The organism is Streptomyces sp. NPDC034099 (genome assembly GCF_055575415.1).
This window is the reverse complement of record NZ_JBVISR010000004.1, coordinates 466245-483920: the sequence shown is the minus strand read 5'-3', so window position 1 is coordinate 483920 and position 17676 is coordinate 466245. Positions and strand designations below refer to the sequence as shown.

General features: G+C 70.5%; 11 protein-coding genes, 1 tRNA gene and 3 pseudogenes. 8 read left to right on the top strand and 7 right to left on the bottom strand.

Annotation, left to right across the window (positions count from 1 at the left end):
• Positions 1 to 150: 150 nt before the first annotated feature.
• From gyrB to ACZ56V_RS14660, 4 genes are all read left to right on the top strand, one after another.
• On the top strand, positions 151 to 2211 hold the full coding sequence (gyrB, locus tag ACZ56V_RS14675; protein WP_468942365.1) for a DNA topoisomerase (ATP-hydrolyzing) subunit B: 2061 nt from the start codon (positions 151 to 153) through the stop codon (positions 2209 to 2211).
• Positions 2212 to 2253: 42 nt separating this feature from the next.
• The gene (gene gyrA / locus ACZ56V_RS14670) at positions 2254 to 4848 is read left to right on the top strand and encodes a DNA gyrase subunit A (RefSeq protein WP_398911413.1); all 2595 of its coding nucleotides are present in this window, start codon (positions 2254 to 2256) and stop codon (positions 4846 to 4848) included.
• Positions 4849 to 4866: 18 nt separating this feature from the next.
• Positions 4867 to 5592 (top strand): DUF3566 domain-containing protein, encoded by a 726-nt coding sequence (locus tag ACZ56V_RS14665; RefSeq protein WP_198601601.1) that lies wholly within the window; start codon positions 4867 to 4869, stop codon positions 5590 to 5592.
• Between the two features lie 111 nt (positions 5593 to 5703).
• A tRNA-Ile gene (locus tag ACZ56V_RS14660) sits at positions 5704 to 5780 on the top strand.
• 55 nt (positions 5781 to 5835) lie between these two features.
• On the opposite strand, the gene ACZ56V_RS14655 is transcribed toward ACZ56V_RS14660, so the two are convergent.
• Both ACZ56V_RS14655 and ACZ56V_RS14650 read right to left on the bottom strand, forming a co-directional pair.
• On the bottom strand, positions 5836 to 6975 hold the full coding sequence (locus tag ACZ56V_RS14655) for a tyrosine-type recombinase/integrase (protein ID WP_468942361.1): 1140 nt from the start codon (positions 6973 to 6975) through the stop codon (positions 5836 to 5838).
• 2 nt (positions 6976 to 6977) lie between these two features.
• Positions 6978 to 7082: pseudogene (locus ACZ56V_RS14650) on the bottom strand (SCO3933 family regulatory protein); the annotation flags it as partial.
• Here ACZ56V_RS14650 and ACZ56V_RS14645 point away from each other — a divergent pair.
• Positions 7083 to 7226, top strand: a pseudogene (locus ACZ56V_RS14645) (GntR family transcriptional regulator); the annotation flags it as partial.
• Positions 7223 to 7888: a YdcF family protein gene (locus ACZ56V_RS14640; protein ID WP_468942358.1), complete on the top strand. Its 666-nt coding sequence runs from the start codon at positions 7223 to 7225 to the stop codon at positions 7886 to 7888. The pseudogene ACZ56V_RS14645 and the gene ACZ56V_RS14640, both read left to right, overlap by 4 nt.
• Before the next feature lie 515 nt (positions 7889 to 8403).
• Here the strand turns inward: ACZ56V_RS14640 and ACZ56V_RS14635 are convergent.
• The 3 genes from ACZ56V_RS14635 to ACZ56V_RS14625 form a co-directional block, all read right to left on the bottom strand.
• Positions 8404 to 8814 (bottom strand): carboxymuconolactone decarboxylase family protein, encoded by a 411-nt coding sequence (locus tag ACZ56V_RS14635; protein WP_003975062.1) that lies wholly within the window; start codon positions 8812 to 8814, stop codon positions 8404 to 8406.
• Positions 8815 to 9246: 432 nt separating this feature from the next.
• Positions 9247 to 13620, bottom strand: coding sequence for an NACHT and WD repeat domain-containing protein (locus ACZ56V_RS14630; RefSeq protein ID WP_468942355.1), 4374 nt, complete (start codon positions 13618 to 13620; stop codon positions 9247 to 9249).
• Between the two features lie 363 nt (positions 13621 to 13983).
• Positions 13984 to 14526, bottom strand: a complete 543-nt coding sequence (locus ACZ56V_RS14625; RefSeq protein ID WP_468942352.1) for a hypothetical protein — start codon at positions 14524 to 14526, stop codon at positions 13984 to 13986.
• A 184-nt stretch (positions 14527 to 14710) separates the two neighbouring features.
• Here ACZ56V_RS14625 and ACZ56V_RS14620 point away from each other — a divergent pair, with 184 nt between their 5' ends.
• Complete coding sequence (locus ACZ56V_RS14620) at positions 14711 to 14917, top strand: ferredoxin (RefSeq protein ID WP_104633810.1); 207 nt, start codon at positions 14711 to 14713, stop codon at positions 14915 to 14917.
• A 68-nt stretch (positions 14918 to 14985) separates the two neighbouring features.
• Positions 14986 to 15858, top strand: a pseudogene (locus ACZ56V_RS14615) (FkbM family methyltransferase); the annotation flags it as partial.
• A gap of 23 nt (positions 15859 to 15881) precedes the next feature.
• On the opposite strand, the gene ACZ56V_RS14610 reads toward ACZ56V_RS14615, so the two are convergent.
• Together ACZ56V_RS14610 and ACZ56V_RS14605 are read right to left on the bottom strand one after the other, a co-directional pair.
• The gene (locus ACZ56V_RS14610) at positions 15882 to 16700 is read right to left on the bottom strand and encodes a glycosyltransferase family 2 protein (RefSeq protein ID WP_398911429.1); all 819 of its coding nucleotides are present in this window, start codon (positions 16698 to 16700) and stop codon (positions 15882 to 15884) included.
• Complete coding sequence (locus tag ACZ56V_RS14605) at positions 16697 to 17485, bottom strand: GntR family transcriptional regulator (RefSeq protein ID WP_398911431.1); 789 nt, start codon at positions 17483 to 17485, stop codon at positions 16697 to 16699. The genes ACZ56V_RS14610 and ACZ56V_RS14605 overlap by 4 nt, the downstream gene beginning before the upstream one ends.
• Between the last annotated feature and the right edge of the window lie 191 nt (positions 17486 to 17676).

The window sequence follows — 17676 nt, the reverse complement described above, 5'->3', positions numbered from 1 at the left end:
GGTAGAATGAGAGAGAATCCCGCCCCGACTGTGGGGACCGTCCGGGACTAGCTGAGCAACGCTGATCAAGGCTTACCAACGCAACATGCCGCAGCCGCTCCGGCAACCTGCCGACGAGCCCGGCTCGTGCTGTGCCAGAAAGGGCGCTTCGTGGCCGATTCCGGCAACCCCAACGAGAACAACCCGTCCATTGACACCGGCGTGAACGACGCGGTGAGCACCTCGCACGGCGATGCCTCCGCGTCGTACGACGCCAGTGCCATCACCGTCCTCGAGGGTCTGGACGCGGTCCGCAAGCGACCCGGTATGTACATCGGTTCGACCGGTGAGCGGGGCCTGCACCACCTGGTGCAGGAGGTCGTGGACAACTCCGTCGACGAGGCGCTGGCCGGTCACGCGGACACGATCGACGTGACGATCCTCGCCGACGGCGGTGTCCGGGTCGTCGACAACGGCCGTGGCATCCCGGTGGGCATCGTCCCCTCCGAGGGGAAGCCCGCCGTCGAGGTCGTGCTGACCGTGCTGCACGCGGGCGGCAAGTTCGGCGGCGGCGGCTACGCGGTCTCCGGCGGTCTGCACGGGGTGGGTGTCTCCGTCGTCAACGCCCTCTCCACGCGGGTCGCGGTGGAGGTCAAGACCGACGGCTACCGCTGGACGCAGGAGTACAAGCTGGGCGTCCCCACGGCGGCGCTCGCACGGCACGAGGCCACCGAGGAGACCGGCACGACGGTCACCTTCTGGGCCGACGGCGACATCTTCGAGACCACCGACTACTCCTTCGAGACGCTCTCCCGGCGCTTCCAGGAGATGGCCTTCCTCAACAAGGGCCTGAGGATCAACCTCACCGACGAGCGCGAGTCGGCGAAGGCCACCGCCGGCGCGGACGAGGCGGGCGAGGACGAGAAGCACGAGGACAAGAGCGTCTCGTACCACTACGAGGGCGGCATCGTCGACTTCGTGACGTACCTCAACTCCCGCAAGGGAGAGCTGGTGCACCCCACGGTGATCGACCTGGAGGCCGAGGACAAGGACAAGAGCCTGTCCCTCGAGGTCGCCATGCAGTGGAACGGCGGCTACACGGAGGGCGTGTACTCCTTCGCCAACATCATCCACACGCACGAGGGCGGCACGCACGAGGAGGGCTTCCGCGCGGCGCTCACCTCGCTGATCAACAAGTACGCGCGCGACAAGAAGCTGCTGCGCGAGAAGGACGACAACCTCACGGGTGACGACATCCGCGAGGGTCTGACCGCGATCATCTCGGTGAAGCTGGCCGAGCCCCAGTTCGAGGGCCAGACCAAGACGAAGCTGGGCAACACCGAGGTGAAGACCTTCGTCCAGAAGGTCGTCTACGAGCATCTGACGGACTGGCTGGACCGCAACCCCAACGAGGCCGCGGACATCATCCGCAAGGGCATCCAGGCCGCCCACGCGCGCGTGGCGGCCCGCAAGGCCCGTGACCTGACGCGCCGTAAGGGTCTGCTGGAGTCGGCGTCGCTGCCGGGCAAGCTGTCCGACTGCCAGTCGAACGACCCGACCAAGTGCGAGATCTTCATCGTCGAGGGCGACTCCGCCGGCGGTTCGGCCAAGTCCGGCCGCAACCCGCAGTACCAGGCGATCCTCCCGATCCGCGGCAAGATCCTCAACGTCGAGAAGGCGCGCATCGACCGGATCCTGCAGAACCAGGAGATCCAGGCGATGATCTCCGCGTTCGGCACCGGTGTGCACGAGGACTTCGACATCGAGAAGCTCCGCTACCACAAGATCATCCTGATGGCGGACGCCGACGTCGACGGCCAGCACATCAACACCCTGCTGCTGACCTTCCTGTTCCGCTTCATGCGGCCGCTGGTCGAGTCCGGGCACGTGTACCTGTCCCGTCCCCCGCTGTACAAGATCAAGTGGGGTCGGGACGACTTCGAGTACGCCTACTCCGACCGCGAGCGCGACGCGCTGATCGAGATGGGCCGCAACGCGGGCAAGCGCATCCGCGAGGACTCCGTGCAGCGCTTCAAGGGCCTCGGCGAGATGAACGCCGAGGAACTGCGCATCACGACCATGGACCAGGAGCACCGGGTGCTCGGCCAGGTCACGCTCGACGACGCCGCGCAGGCCGACGACCTGTTCTCGGTGCTGATGGGCGAGGACGTCGAGGCCCGGCGCGCGTTCATCCAGCGCAACGCCAAGGACGTCCGCTTCCTCGACATCTGAGTCGGTCTCAGCTGACCGCACCAGGAAGGACCTTCACCAGCAATGACCGACGAGAACACTCCTGTGACCACGCCCGAGGGTGACGCCCTGGCGATGCGTGTCGAGCCCGTGGGGCTCGAGACGGAGATGCAGCGCTCGTACCTCGACTACGCGATGTCCGTCATCGTCTCGCGCGCGCTGCCCGACGTCCGTGACGGCCTCAAGCCCGTGCACCGCCGGGTGCTGTACGCCATGTACGACGGCGGCTACCGCCCCGAGCGCGGCTTCTACAAGTGCGCGCGCGTCGTCGGCGACGTCATGGGCAACTACCACCCGCACGGCGACAGCTCCATCTACGACGCGCTGGTCCGCCTCGCCCAGCCGTGGTCGATGCGGATGCCGCTCGTCGACTCCAACGGCAACTTCGGCTCGCCGGGCAACGACCCGGCGGCGGCCATGCGGTACACCGAGTGCAAGATGGCGCCGCTGTCGATGGAGATGGTCCGCGACATCGACGAGGAGACCGTCGACTTCACGGACAACTACGACGGCCGCTCCCAGGAGCCGACCGTCCTGCCGGCCCGTTTCCCGAACCTGCTGATCAACGGCTCGGCGGGCATCGCGGTTGGCATGGCGACCAACATCCCGCCGCACAACCTGCGCGAGGTCGCGGCCGGCGCCCAGTGGTACCTGGAGAACTACGAGGCCTCGCACGAGGAGCTGCTCGACGCGCTGATCGAGCGCATCAAGGGCCCCGACTTCCCGACCGGCGCCCTGGTGGTGGGCCGCAAGGGCATCGAGGAGGCCTACCGCACCGGGCGCGGCTCGATCACCATGCGCGCGGTCGTCGAGGTCGAGGAGATCCAGAACCGCCAGTGCCTGGTGGTCACGGAGCTGCCCTACCAGACCAACCCCGACAACCTGGCGCAGAAGATCGCCGACCTGGTGAAGGACGGCAAGATCGGCGGCATCGCGGACGTCCGCGACGAGACGTCCTCGCGCACCGGCCAGCGTCTGGTGATCGTGCTCAAGCGGGACGCGGTCGCCAAGGTCGTCCTGAACAACCTGTACAAGCACACCGACCTGCAGTCGAACTTCGGCGCCAACATGCTGGCCCTGGTCGACGGCGTGCCGCGCACCCTGTCCCTGGACGCGTTCATCCGGCACTGGGTGAACCACCAGATCGAGGTCATCGTCCGCCGTACGCGCTTCAGGCTGCGCAAGGCGGAGGAGCGGGCCCACATCCTGCGCGGTCTGCTCAAGGCGCTGGACGCCATCGACGAGGTCATCGCGCTGATCCGGCGCAGTGACACCGTCGAGGTCGCGCGCGGGGGCCTGATGGACCTCCTGGAGATCGACGAGATCCAGGCCAACGCCATCCTGGAGATGCAGCTGCGCCGCCTGGCGGCCCTGGAGCGGCAGAAGATCGTCCGCGAGCACGACGAGCTCCAGGCGAAGATCACCGAGTACAACGAGATCCTCGCCTCCCCCGTCCGCCAGCGCGGGATCGTCAGCGAGGAACTGGCCGCGCTCGTCGAGAAGTACGGCGACGATCGCAAGACGAAGCTGATCCCGTACGAGGGCGACATGTCCATCGAGGACCTGATCGCCGAGGAGGACATCGTCGTCACGGTCACGCGGGGCGGCTACATCAAGCGCACCAAGACCGACGACTACCGGGCGCAGAAGCGCGGCGGGAAGGGCGTGCGCGGCGCGAAGCTCAAGGAAGACGACATCGTCAACCACTTCTTCGTGTCCACCACGCACCACTGGCTGCTGTTCTTCACCAACAAGGGCCGCGTCTACCGCGCCAAGGCCTACGAGCTGCCGGACGCCGGCCGGGACGCGCGCGGCCAGCACGTGGCGAACCTGCTGGCCTTCCAGCCGGACGAGACGATCGCCCAGATCCGCGCGATCCGCGACTACGAGGCGGTTCCGTACCTGGTCCTGGCCACCAAGGCCGGTCTGGTGAAGAAGACGCCGCTGAAGGACTACGACTCGCCGCGCTCCGGCGGTGTCATCGCCATCAACCTGCGCGAGCAGGCGGACGGAAGCGACGACGAGCTGATCGGGGCCGAACTCGTCTCGGCCGAGGACGATCTGCTGCTGATCAGCAAGAAGGCGCAGTCGATCAGGTTCACCGCGTCGGACGACACACTGCGTCCGATGGGGCGTGCCACCTCGGGCGTCAAGGGCATGAGTTTCCGCGAAGGGGACGAGCTGCTCTCGATGAATGTTGTTCGAGCCGGTACGTTCGTGTTCACTGCCACCGACGGCGGTTACGCGAAGCGGACCTCCGTCGACGAGTACCGCGTCCAGGGTCGCGGCGGCCTCGGCATCAAGGCCGCCAAGATCGTCGAGGACCGCGGGTCGCTCGTGGGCGCGCTGGTGGTCGAGGAGCACGACGAGATCCTCGCCATCACACTCTCGGGCGGTGTGATTCGTACGCGAGTCAACGGGGTCAGGGAGACCGGCCGTGACACCATGGGCGTTCAACTGATCAATCTGGGCAAGCGCGATGCCGTCGTCGGCATCGCACGCAACGCCGAGGCGGGACGCGAGGCGGAGGAGGTCGACGGCGATGTGGCCGTCGACGAGACCGCCGAGGATGCCGCGACCACCGGCACGGACGAGGGTGAGGCGCCCTCGGCCGAGTAGCACGAGGAGAGAGACATCGTGAGCGGAGCCACGGGCGCCGGATCGGCCGGTACCCCCACGGGTACGGAAACGGGCGGCGGCGGCCGTGGCTCCGCCGCGCGTGCGACGGATTCGCACACGACTCAACTGCGCAAGATCGACGACGGAGCGACCGACTCGCACTCGGGGAGCTCGTCCACAACGCATGGATCCCAGGGGGGAACTGTGACGGACACCCGAGGCCAGCAGACTCAGCAGGCTGCCTCGCCGCTGCCGGGAGAACGGCAGCCCCAGCAGCCCGGCGGGCCCTACCACCCGCCGCAGGCCTACCAGACCCACGGCGGCAACACGGCGGCCGTGCGCCGCCCGCGCACCGGCGCACGCACCACGCCCCGGGTGCGCAAGGCGCGCCTGCGCGTGTCGAAGGCCGACCCGTGGTCGGTGATGAAGGTCAGCTTCCTGCTCTCCATCGCCCTCGGCATCTGCACCATCGTCGCGTCCGCCGTGCTGTGGATGGTCATGGACGCCATGGGCGTCTTCTCGACGGTCGGCGGCACGATCGCCGAGGCCACCGGGTCCAACGAGTCCAACGGCTTCGACCTGCAGTCCTTCCTGTCGCTGCCCAACGTGCTGATGTTCGCGACGGTCATCGCGGTCATCGACGTCGTCCTCGCGACGGCCCTGGCCACCCTCGGCGCGTTCATCTACAACCTGTCCGCCGGCTTCGTCGGCGGCGTGGAGCTGACGCTCGCCGAGGACGAGTGATCCGGGAGCCGACCGTGCTCGTCGGCCGCGCGACAACCGATTTTGGGACTGCCCGCCTCGTGCGCTAATCTTCAGGAGTCAGCGCGCGGGACATACACCGCAGAGCGCGGCGGGGCTATAGCTCAGTTGGTTAGAGCGCATCCCTGATAAGGATGAGGCCACAGGTTCAAATCCTGTTAGCCCCACCAGCACGAAGACCCCCAGTCGGCAACGGCTGGGGGTCTTTGACATCCACGGCTGACATCAACCGATGAGTGGATCTTCGAGAAGCTCGGCGAGCATGCCCACCGCTTCGCGCTCACTGTCGCCGACCACGTGCGTGTACACGTCCATGGTCATGCTGATCTGGCTGTGCCGGAGGATCGCCTGTGCGACCTTGGGATGCACCTTCAGGAAGGCCAGCAGGGTCCCGCAGGTGTGCCGGGCCAGGCGGACCGTGAGCCGGCGGACGCCGGCGCGCTTGACGAGCCGATCGAAGGTTCGGGGGAACCCCACCGGGTCGATCATGCCGCCGTGCTCCGAGGAGAAGATCAGGTCATGGTCCGGCTCTTGCGACCAGTGCTCACCGGCGATCTTCCGTTCCAGCGCTTGCAGCTCCCGGCGCTCATCCAGAACCCGGGTGCAGAACTCGGGGAGCGGGAGTACGGCCTGTGAGGACTCCGTCTTGAGGTCCTTGAGGACCAGGCCGACCCCCTTGACGCGCTGCACCTGCTTGACCGGGGTGAAGCGACCGGCCTCGAAGTCGATGTCCTGCCAGCGCAGCCCCAGCACCTCGCTACGGCGGAGCCCGAGGACCAGGACGAGGACGCAGGCCGCGTAGAGCCGGTGGGCGCGCACGGAGCGCAGGAAGGCGATCGCCTCACGGGCGTTCCACGCCGTGCCCCTGTCCTTGCTGACCTTGGGCATGTCGACCAGGAGAGCGACGTTCCGTGTGATCAGCTCCTCGCGCATGGCCCGGTTGAGGGCGTTGCGGAGCACCCGCAGGACCTCGAAGCGGGCCGAGGCGCCGACCTTCTCCCGGGTCAGCGTGGCCATGAACGCCCGGATCTGCGCCGGGGTGAGCTTGACCAGCGGCTTCTTGCCGAGGTGAGGCAGCAGGTAGAGCCGCACCTTGGACTCGTACTTCACGTACGTGTTGTGCTCGCGCTCCGGGGCGACGATGTGCTCCAGCCAGTAGGCCAGCCACTCGCCGAGGGTCCAGGACCGCGAGGGAACGGGGATGCCGTTGCGCTCCTGGTCCTGGAGCTTGCCCAGCTTCTCGTTCGTGAGCGGCAGGCCCACCGTCGACCAGTACACGCGCGGCGCCCGGTGCTTGGCGTAGCCGAGACCGCCGGCACCCGCCAGGGCGCCCGTGGCCTCCAGTAGCAGAGTCAGGTCGCTCATAATCAGGCCGCCGAGGTGATCGCGACCGCGCGGAACGAGATTCCGTGGCGCTTCTGGCCGTTGAACTCGTTCTCCCAGTCACGGGCCTTGAGGCCGACGCCCCGCACCTGGTCGAGCTGCACCGCACCACCTACACGGCGGACGGCACCGTGGTGGAGTTCGCCATCGGTGTGCACGCTGCGTCACGCTTCGCCTGGGAGTACGACTTCGAGGTACCGGACTCGGCGAAGGACAGGGAAGACCAGCAGTGATCTCTACGCAGAACTGGGCCGACACGCGACGTCTGTGGGAGTACCACCAGATGGGCCACACGCCCCGGCCCTGTTCTGTCGCGATCGGACTCGGCAGTCACGACCTGGGCGTCGCCGACACGGCAGCCGAGCTGTACGAGCGCGGCATGGCTCCGCTGATCGTGTTCACCGGCGCGACCAGCCCCACGACGCGGGAGCGCATGCCGCGAGGTGAGGCGGTCCACTACCGGGAGCGGGCGCTTGAGCTTGGGGTACCCAGCTCAGCGATTCTGGTGGAGCCGCGGGCGAGGAACACGGGGGACAACATCCGCTTCTCGCGGGAGCTGTTGGAGGAGGCCGGCGTGGATGTGTCGTCGGTCTTGCTGATCAGCAAGCCGTACGAGGAGCGGCGGGCATACGCCACGGCCCGCAAGTTGTGGCCCGAGGTCGAGATCATCAGTGCCTCCAGCCCGATGACGCTGAACGAGTACGTCGACTCCGTCGGCGATGCCCGCATGGTGATCGACATGCTCGTGGGCGCGCTACAGCGTCTCCTGGTCTACCCGGAACAGGGCTACCTGATCAGCCAGCCCGTACCTGCCGACGTGGTCGAGGCGTACGAGCGCCTTTGTCGATCCGGGTTCACGAGCCGACTCCTGACCACCGAGGCACCTTCGGCCTGACCGGGCGACAGCGAGAGCTGTTACAGATTTCTCTACCTCATCGAGAGCTGTTACAGATTTCTCTACCTCATCAAGCCCCGGCTGCGCTCCGCTCCGCCGGGCGCGCTTCCCGGCTCCGCTCCGGGCGCCGCTCCTGCCTTCGGCCCGCTCCGCCCGCGCTGCGCCGACGCGCGCCCACAGGTGGATAGGGCCGGTAGCCATGAGTCGATCACCGCATAGAGCGGCCCGCGGTCAAGGCAATGCCTCCGGCGGGGGATCGGCCGGCACCGGGATGGAGGGGGCGCCGCCGCCGACTGCAGGTCCGCAGTGGCGTGCGCGGGGAGCTCCCATCCCGTCCACCGTCGACCCAGGCAGAGCCGAGCAGACGCGGCCCATGGCGTCCAGGTCGTTCGTACAGTGGCGCGCTCCACCTGGACGCCATGAACCACGCCTGCTCCACGGTGTGTGGGTCGACGGCGGACGGGATGGGAGCCGGGGAGGGTTGTGGTTCAGCGGACGCGGCTGACGTCGGCGCTTCAGTTCTCAGACGAGTCTGCTTCGGCGTGTTCGGCAAAGACCTCGCGTGCCACGGCGTAGCTGTCAAACGCGCGAGCGACACCCGCGTAGACGGCCATCTGGATGAAGGCTTCGACGATCTCCTCTTTGGTCACGCCATTGTGCAGAGCGATACGCAGCTGGCCCCGGAGCGGCTCGAGGATGCCCAGGCTCGCCGTAATGGTGACCGAGATGAGTGCGCGGGTGCGGAGGTCGAGATGCTCGCTGCGAGTCCATGCGTCATTGAAGGCGTGTTCGGTCGCGATCCGTGTGAAGTCGTAGGCGTTGTCAGGTTCCGTCGGCCTAGGATCGACATACGGCGCCAGGCTGAAACCAAGGATCTTCTCGGCGTTGTTCAGAGCGCGCGTGTAGTCAGCGTCGTGTTCCGTCATGGCGCCATTCTGCGTGCCGCCGACCCAAGGGCATTGGACCGGCATGACGCTCGAATTAGTCCACTATGTTGGGTTTGTCAAGAGCGCCCCTTTTCGCTGACACCAGTACCTGACACCAACAAGGCTGGACAGCAACAGACACCGCCGAACCTCGACGGACAGCTAGTCAAGGCGGGAGACGAGTTGGCCGACGTTCAGGGGCGCCATGATCGATCTGATAAGGATGAGGCCACAGGTTCAAATCCTGTTAGCCCCACCAGTCGCGTTTGCCGCGGTGGACCAGGAGAGTTCAAGAAAAGACCCGACCGCTGGCGACGGGGGATGCGCCAGCGGTCGGGCTGTGGCCAAGGCTAACAAGGCCGGGTGTCCAGTGGGTGCCGACTGGTCGGTCGGGTGCCGGGGATGTGACAGGGATCACGCATGTGGGTGGCTTCACCGGTCGCACGGCGGTTCGTAGTCCAGGCGCGGCAGGTACTCGTGCCACTTCTCCTCGGTCAGCACCCCCCGGGTGGCCGAGCAGATGCGGTCGATGGCGTCGTCCACGCCCAGGCTCCACAGCCGGACGGTGTCCGTGCCGCTGGAGACTCCGAGCATGTGGTGCTTGGGGCTGAAGGACAGGAAGTTGCCCGTCTTGGCGTTTGGGCTCATCGCCTGGCCGATGGGGGCGGCCTCGGCGGGGTCGGTGACGCCCCAGAGCCGGACCGTGTTGTCGTTGGCGCCGCTGGCCAGGGTGGAGCCGTCCCGGCTGAACGTCAGCGACACCACCGAGTCGGTGTGTCCGGCGAGCGTGCTCTCGGCGCCGGACGCCCCGCCCGGCCCGGTGACGTCCCAGAGCCGGACCGTGCCGTCGTCGCTGCCGCTGGCCAGGGTGCGGCCGTCGGGACTGTAGGCGAGGACGTTGACGGGCCCGAGGTGCCCGGTACGGGCCGCACCGAGGCGGGTGGTGTGCGCGGGGTCGGTGACGTCCCAGAGGCGTACGGCGTCGTCCGCGCCGCCGCTGGCGAGGGTGCGGCCGTCCGGGCTGAACGCGAGCGTGTTGACGTATCCCGTGTGACCCGCGAGCGGCTGGCCCAGACGGCGGGGGTGGGACGGGTCCTCGGTGTTCCACAACTGGATGGTGCGGTCGTCGTGGGCCGTGGCCAGGGTGCGGCCGTCGGGGCTGAACGCCAGCGTGTCGGGGCCCGCGTACCGGGTGCGCAGTGCCACCGGCGGTCCGTGGGCCTGGGGCCGGGCCGGGTCCGTGACGTCCCACAACTGCAGCGCGCGGCCCCCCACGAGCACCGCGAGCGTCCTGCCGTCCGGGGAGAACACCAGTGACCGTATGTCCCCCTCCCCGGGCTTGAAGGCGGCGCTCATCGACACGGGCCGGGCGGGGTCCGTGACGTCCCACAGCCGGACCCGGCCGTCGCGGGCCGCCGTGGCCAGTACCTGCCCGTCCGGACGGAAGGCTCCGATACGGCCGATCATGTCCGAGGTCGGCAGCGACCACAGGCGGACCTTGCTGTCCCCGCTGCCGGTGGCGAGGGTGTGGCCGTCGGGGCTGAAGCCGAGGGCGTACATCTCACCGCTGCCGCCGGCGAGGGGAACACCGACCTGCGAGGGGTAGGCCGGGTCGCTGACGTTCCACAGGCTCGCCGTACTGTCCGCGCTGCTCGTGGCGAGCGTGTCGCCGTCGGGGCTGAACGCCACCGCCCAGACGGGCCCGCTGTGACCGGTGAGCGGTGCGCCGACGGACTTCGCCCCGGCGGGATCGGTGACGTCCCACAGCCGTACGGTGTCGTCCGCGCTGCCGCTGGCCAGGGTGCGGCCGTCGGGGCTGAAGGCCACGGAGTGCACCAGGCCGCTGTGGCCGGCCAGCGGCGCGCCGACCGGCTCGGGGCGGCGCGGGTCGGCCACGTCCCACAGCCGGACCTTCTCGTCGTCGCCGCCGGCCGCGAGCGTGTGTCCGTCGGGGCTGAACGCCACCGAGCGCACCGCCGCGGTGGGGCCGCTCAGGGTGTCGAGCGCCTCGGGCCGGCGCGGGTCGGCGACGTTCCACAGGCGGACCGCGTGGTCGTCGTGGGCCGAGGCCAGGGTGTGGCCGTCCGGGCTGAAGGCGACCAGGTAGACGGTGCCGCCGTGGCCGGTCAGGGGGGCGCCGAGCGGGCGCGGACGGCTCGGGTCCCGCACGTCCCACAGCCGGATCGTGCCGTCGTCCGCGGCGCTGGCGAGGGTGCGGCCGTCCGGGCTGAAGACCGCGGTGCTCACCCAGCTGGTGTGTCCGGTCAGGGGCTTTCCCAGCTGCTTCGGACGGCCGGGGTCCGAGACGTCCCAGAGCCGGACGGTCCGGTCGTAGCTGGCCGTCGCCAGGGTCCGTCCGTCGGGGCTGAACGAGGTGAGGTAGACGGCGCCCGTGTGCCCGAGGAGCGGGGTGGCCAGGGGCGCGTTCACGATCGAGATCAGCCGGTTCCTGACGTCCTCGTCGTCCGGCCGCAGGCGGTGCGCCGCCAGGTCGAGCTGGGCCGACAGGGACGGGTCCGTGTCCTCGACCCGGTCCGCTTCGGCGACCACCTGCTCGAACACGGCGTCGTTGCGCTGCTGCCAGGCGAGCACCGCCGAACCGACGGCCACCAGGGCCAGGACGACCAGCGCGGACACCGCGGCACGCCTGATCATGACGGTGCGCCTGCGCAGCCGGACCGCGGCGGCCAGGAACTCCACCGCGCTGCGGGTCAGGAAGGTGTCGCCGGCCGACTTCGCCCAGCCGCCGGCCTGCGCCAGCCGGGAGCCCCGGTAGAGCAGCGCGCTGTCGCGGTCCGACTCCTCCCAGGCCAGGCCGTCCTCCTCCAGCCGCTGGCGCAGCAGGTTTCCGGCGCGGTCCTCGTCGATCCAGTCGCGCAGCCGGGGCCAGGCGTGCAGCAGCGCCTCGTGGGTGATCTCCACGGTGTCCGAGTCGAGCGTCACCAGCCGGGCCCGTACCAGCGCCTCCAGTGACTCCTCGGTCTTGTCGGGGTCCACCGACTCCTCGGCCAGCCGGCGCCGCGTGCTGCGCCTGCGGGTGGCCTGGGTGTCCTCGCTCAGCCGGACCAGCCTGAGCAGCAGCAGCCGCGCGGCCGTGCGGGCCGCCGGGTCCAGACCGGACCAGGCCCGCTCGGCGGTCGCGGCCACCGCGCCCTGGATGCCGCCGGCCGCGCGGTATCCGGCCAGGGTCAGCCGGCCCGCCTTGCGCCGCTGCCAGGTCGCGAGCAGGGCGTGGGAGAGGAGCGGCAGCACGCCCGCGTCGTGTGCTCCGCGCGGGCTGTCGGTGCTCACCTCGCGGATGATCAGCTCGGCGAGTCCAGGTTCGAGCTCCATGCCGACGGCCCTGGCGGGAGCGGTCACCGCCTCGCGCAGTTCCGCGGTGGTCAGCGGCCCGAGCACCATGTGCCGGTGCTGCAGCGCGTCGGCCAGCTCGGGGTACCGCAGGCAGCGGTCGTAGAAGTCGGCGCGTACGCCCAGGGTCACCAGCACCGGTGGCGGGTCCCCGTCGGCGCCGGGCGTGCAGGCGGCCTGGAGCAGCCGGATGAAGACGCGCCGGTCCGCCTCGTCGGCGCAGAGGGTGAAGAGCTCCTCGAACTGGTCCACGATGACGACCGGACGGGCACTTTCCGGGGCATCCGGGCGTGCCCGGGTGTCTCGGTTGTGCTGGTCGTTCCGGTTGCTCTGGTCGTCTCGGGCGTCTGGGACATCTCGGTTGTCCGGGTTTGTCGGGCTCGCCTGTCCCTCGGAGCCGTCCGCGCCGTTCCGACCGCCCGGATCTGCCGGGCCGACCGGGCCTGCCTCGCCTGTCCGGCCCCCCAGGTCTGCCCGGACGTCCTGGCCTCCCAGGCCCGCCTGGCCCGTCTGTCCTGCCGGGCTGCCCCGGCTGCCCCGGTTTCCTTCCGGCCCGCCCGTCCTGTCCGGCCCGTCCCTTCCCTCCCGCCCGGGAGGCCCTTCCGCGGTGGCCGCCCAGGCCGCGACGGCTGCCCTCGCCGCGTCCTCCGCCCGTGGGTCGCCCGTGGGGTGGGTCTCGGGGGAGCCCGGCTCCGGGGTCGCCGTCTCCTGGGCCGCCGCTTCCCTTATGGCGCCGACGACCGGCGCGAGCTGCGGTATCAGGCGGGTCAGCTCGCCGAGCGGGTCGGCCCCCGGCACGAGCTGGAGCACCCGCCTGGGCGGACCGTCGCAGGCGTCCGGCGTGCCGGTCCGCAGGGCGGGCACCAGACCGGCGTTGAGCAGCGAGGACTTCCCCGCTCCTGAGGCGCCCACGAGCATGACCAGGCCGCCGGTGTCCCGCGTCGCGTGGAGCTGGGCGACCAGAGCCCGCGTGCTCCGCTCCCGCCCGAAGAACCAGTCGGCGTCCTGCCTGCGGTAGGCGGCCAGTCCCCGGTAGGGACAGATCCCGCCGGGGGCCGTCGGAGCCTCGGCCGGGGGCTGCTCCGCGGCCGCGGCCGGCGCGGGGCGTTCACCGGTCGGGTCGGCCACCGCCCGCTCCCACAGGCGTTGCCACTGGGCCAGGTCGTACAGGCCGGCGGAGACCGGTACCGGCCGGGTGCGCCGCGCCTGCGGTATGAGGACGTGCAGGACGGCCGCCAGGGCGGGGAACTGGGCGGGCACGTTCTTGGCCCGCCGCCAGTCACTGATCCGCTGGGCGGAGACCCGCACGGGCCGCCCCCGTTCGTCGACCCGCTGGAGCCGGACGACGGCCTCGGACACACGTTTGAGGGGAGGGTTGCCCGCCTCCCTGTACAGCAGTGCGAGGCGTTCTGCGAAGGCCGTGCGTGCCCCTGAGTCGAAACTCAAGGTCTCCACTCCTTACTTCCCCCGCACCTGGACGTCCGGACCGGAAAACTCACTCTATACGGCTGACCTGCGGCTACAGCGGTCCGATGGCTCCGGAACCTCCTCTGCGGCGACCACGGGTGGCAGGATCGCGTCGCAGTGGCGAGGCGGCCCCGCGGCACCCGGACAGGTCAGCGGCTCAGCACTCGGAGAGCCACCCCGTGAGGCCGCATGTTCTCGGTCAGCTTTCGGTGGCCCGTCCCCCGACCCGGCCGGTACCACCCGCGAGAAAACGGCGCCGGCATGGTCTGGCACCGGTCCCCACGAGGGGAGGGACCGGAGCCAAACCATGCCGACGCGCACCGGTGGACGATGCGGCCGCCGCCGTCGCCGTCAGTCCTCGGCGGCCGGCCGGCGTGCGGGCGGGACCAGCAGATCGCGCTCCGGGTGCTTCTCGCCGGTGACCCTGCCCCGGATGCCCAGATCGGCCCTGGCGTCCTCGTGGAAGGCGTTGATGGCGCGGAACGCCGCCCGGTGCCGCTCCCGCCACTCCTCCAGACTGCCGTCGATCCGGCCGGTCGCCTGCCAGTCGATCTCGGCGAGCACCACGTTCAGCTCGTGCCCGGACTCGATGGCCTCGTCCCCGCCGAGCAGCATGACCCGCTCGAAGGCCGACCCCCAGCGCCGGCTCGCCTCCGCCAGGTCGTCGCGCAGTTCCTCCTCGCTCCGGTGGCTCTCGCGCAGCCCCTCCCGCGCCTCGTACAGCGGCACGGACGCGGCGATCCGCATCTTGGCGGCGTCCACGTACTCCCCGTAGGCGTCGACCTTCTTGTCGTCCCACCGCGTGAGCAGCTGGTGGCGGTTTCTGCTCCGCTCCATCAGGTAGTTCGTGACGTGTGTGGTCAGCGCGCCGAGCAGTACGGCCGCGATCGTCACGAGTTGCTCGCCGGTCCCCACACCGTCCCCCAGTCACCACTCCGCACTGCGTGCGAGTGTCGGATGATCTTATGAGGACCGGCGTGAGTCGGCCAACAGGCGGGCGGTCGGGGCGGATTCAGCGTGCCGGTCCGTGGGCAGGCAGGTCGTGAAGGCCCCGCAACCGACCGCCGCTGGAGTGCGCATGAGGATCTCCGTCGACCCCGAGCAGTGCTACGGCTCCGGAGACTGCGTCCACCGGGCCCCTGCCGTCTTCACCCGGGTGGACGGCCTCGGTGCTGTCATACCCGGCCGGGAACACGACGTCGACGCCCCCCGGGTTCGGGAGGCGGCCGAGGGATGTCCGTCCGCGGCGATCACCATCACGCGCACGGAAACGGAAGGGGTCTGACGCTGAGTACCCGGGGCGGGCCGGGTGCCGCCGTCACCGAGGCACTGGTGGGCCTTGCCGCCCGGTACGTGCGAAACGGCCCGGGCACCGTCGGGAAGGCGGCCCTCGCCACGCGCTGGCTGAACCCGCGGCTGCGCGAGCATCCCCGCCGGGCCGTCGTCGAAACGCGCGGCGGCGAGCTGTTCGCCGTGGACACGCAGGACCTCATCCAGCGGTACCTGTACCTGTTCGGCGCCTGGGAGCCGCATCTGACGGCCTGGTTGCGGCACCGGCTGCGGCCGGGGGACGGCTTCGTCGACGTGGGGGCCAACATCGGCGCCTTCAGCGTCCTGGCGGCCCGGCTCGTCGGTGACGGGGGCCGGGTCGTCGCGATCGAGGCGTCGCCGGATCTCCACCGCCGCCTGGTACGGAACGTCCGGCTCAACGCCCTCGGCAACGTCCGTGCGCTCAACGCCGCCGTCTCGGACCGCGCCAGGACGCTGACCTTCGCACTCGCCAGCTCACGGAACACGGGGGCGAACAGCATCGTTCCGTACGACGGCCCGGTGGAGTCCAGCTTCCGGGCACGGGCCCGGCCGCTGCCGGAGCTCCTCGACGCGGCGGAGATCGCGACCGCCCGGGTGATCAAGATCGACGTCGAGGGTGCCGAGGGGAGCGTCGTGCGCGGTCTCGCGCCGGTGCTGGGGGCCCTGCGGCCCGACGCGGAGATCACGGTCGAGGTGTCGCCCGAGCGCATGGCCCGGCTCGGGGACCGTGCCGAGGACCTGCTGGCGGTGATGCGGGACGCCGGGTTCCACGTCTACCGGCTGGCCAACGACTACGCGCCCGGGAGCTACCCCGCGGCGCTGAGCGGTGCCCCCCGGGCGCCGGTCCGCCTGCGCGGGCCGGTGACCGAGGAGAGCGACCTGGTCTTCTCGCGGGTCGACGCGGAACGGCTGCCCTACCGGGCGCGCCCGCGTCCGTTTCAGGTGCGCCCGCGCGATCCCCCGGAGCCGTCGGAGTCATCGGCGCCTTCCGGCAGGCGCCACCCGAAGGACGTCAGGGCGCGCGCCCGGGCCTCCACCACCGCCATCCGGGCTTCGCGTTCGACGGGGTCGGCATGGGCCGCCTGGCCGGTCTCCTGGCCCTCCCACTTGCGGTAGAGGAGGCCGACGTCCGCCGAGAACCAGCCCCGGCTCACGCCGTTCAGCGCCAGCAGCAGGCCGGTGTCCTCGGACGCGGGCAGGGCCATCCAGCCGCCGAGGGCGAGCAGCAGGTCGCGCCGGACGAGGAGGGTCGCCGGGTGGACCTGGGCGCGGAAGCCGTTCGCCTTCCAGAAGTCGAGCACCGCCCCGCGCTCGATCGGCCCGTGCGCCGGGTCGCCGGGGAAGCCGGCCGTCGAACCGTCGGGCAGCAGGTCCAGGACCCGCGAGGTCGCCCACCCGAGCGACGGGTCGGCCTCCAGGGCGGCCAGGTCGCGGGCCAGGGCGCCCGGGGTGAGCCGGTCGTCGGCGTCCAGGATCTTCACGTACCCGCCGTCGGCGTGGGCCAGGGCCATCGTGCGCGCCACCCCGGGCCCGCCCTGCCGGCCGGGGCGCCCCTGGTGGAAGACGACCCGCGGGTCGTCGGGCACGTGGGGCCGGACGTCCCGGGTGCGGCCGTCCTCCTGGATCACCCAGCGCCACTCCCAGCCGGCGGGCATCTCCTGGGCGCACAGCGAGGCGTAGGCCTCGGGCAGGAAGGGGGCGGAGGGGCCGTGGACGGCCGTGACGACGGTGACGTGCTGGTTCACGGCGGCACTCACCACCTTTCCAGACGGGTCGTGAAGAGCAGTTCGGTGCGGTCGCCGGGCAGTGTGACGTCGGAGACGTCGACCACCCGGCCGTCGGTGTCGTACGAGGTCTTGCGGAGCAGGATCACCGACGTGCCCGGCGGCAGGTCCAGGGCCGCGGCCTCCTCCGGTGTCGGCGGGCGGGCGGTCAGGCGCTCCTCCACGCGGTCCAGTTCTATGCCCACGGTGCGGAGCTGGTGCTGGGTGCCGCCCGGCCAGGGCTCGTTGGCCTCGTCCAGGAGGTCGGGGTTGGCCGCGATCATGTCGCGGACGAGGTAGGAGGTCACCAGGTTGAACGGGGCGGGCTCGGCCGAGTACCGCGTCCGGTAGACGCGTCGCAGGAGCACGGTGCCCTCCGGGACGCCGAAGGCCTCGGCCAGTTCCGCGGACGCCTCCCGCTCGCGGTACTCCGCGTGGAAGACGAGGTCGTCGGCCCGCAGACCGGTGTCGCGCTCCGTGGCGCCCGTCTCGGCCCGCGTGGCCAGCGGGTGCCGGGCCCGGTCCTTCTCCCACTGGTGCCGGCGGTTGTCCCGCACCGCCGGGGTGCGGGGCCGGCGGACGAAGGTGCCGAGGCCGTGGCGCTTGTCGATCAGGCCCTCGTCGCTCAGCAGCCGGAGCGCGTTCTGCACGGTCGGCACGCTGCGCCGGTAGTGGTGGGCGAGGTCGGCCTCCGAGGGCAGCCGGTCGCCGGGGCGCCGCTCACCCGCGCGGATGGAGCGGCGCAGATCGTCCGCGATCACTTCGTACGCCTTGGGCATGGCCGCAGGCTACAACTCCTCAAGAGGACTTGAAGAGTTGGGGGCGAGAAGTGGACGGGATTGACCGGGTATCAACCTCTTTCCGCACACACGACGGCGGCCCGGCTGCTCTGTCGAGCTGCCGGGCCGTTTCTCGCGTGTGGTGCGTACGCAGATCGCCGTTACGTCGGGGTCGGGGCGGTGCGGGCCGC

What these genes read in the sequence shown, in the direction of transcription:
- gyrA (WP_398911413.1), top strand. Translation starts at nt 2,254, where the DNA reads ATGACCGACGAGAACACTCCTGTGACCACGCCCGAGGGTGACGCCCTG.
- ACZ56V_RS14655 (WP_468942361.1), bottom strand. Translation starts at nt 6,975, where the DNA reads ATGAGCGACCTGACTCTGCTACTGGAGGCCACGGGCGCCCTGGCGGGT.
- ACZ56V_RS14635 (WP_003975062.1), bottom strand. Translation starts at nt 8,814, where the DNA reads ATGACGGAACACGACGCTGACTACACGCGCGCTCTGAACAACGCCGAG.
- ACZ56V_RS14620 (WP_104633810.1), top strand. Translation starts at nt 14,711, where the DNA reads ATGAGGATCTCCGTCGACCCCGAGCAGTGCTACGGCTCCGGAGACTGC.
- ACZ56V_RS14605 (WP_398911431.1), bottom strand. Translation starts at nt 17,485, where the DNA reads ATGCCCAAGGCGTACGAAGTGATCGCGGACGATCTGCGCCGCTCCATC.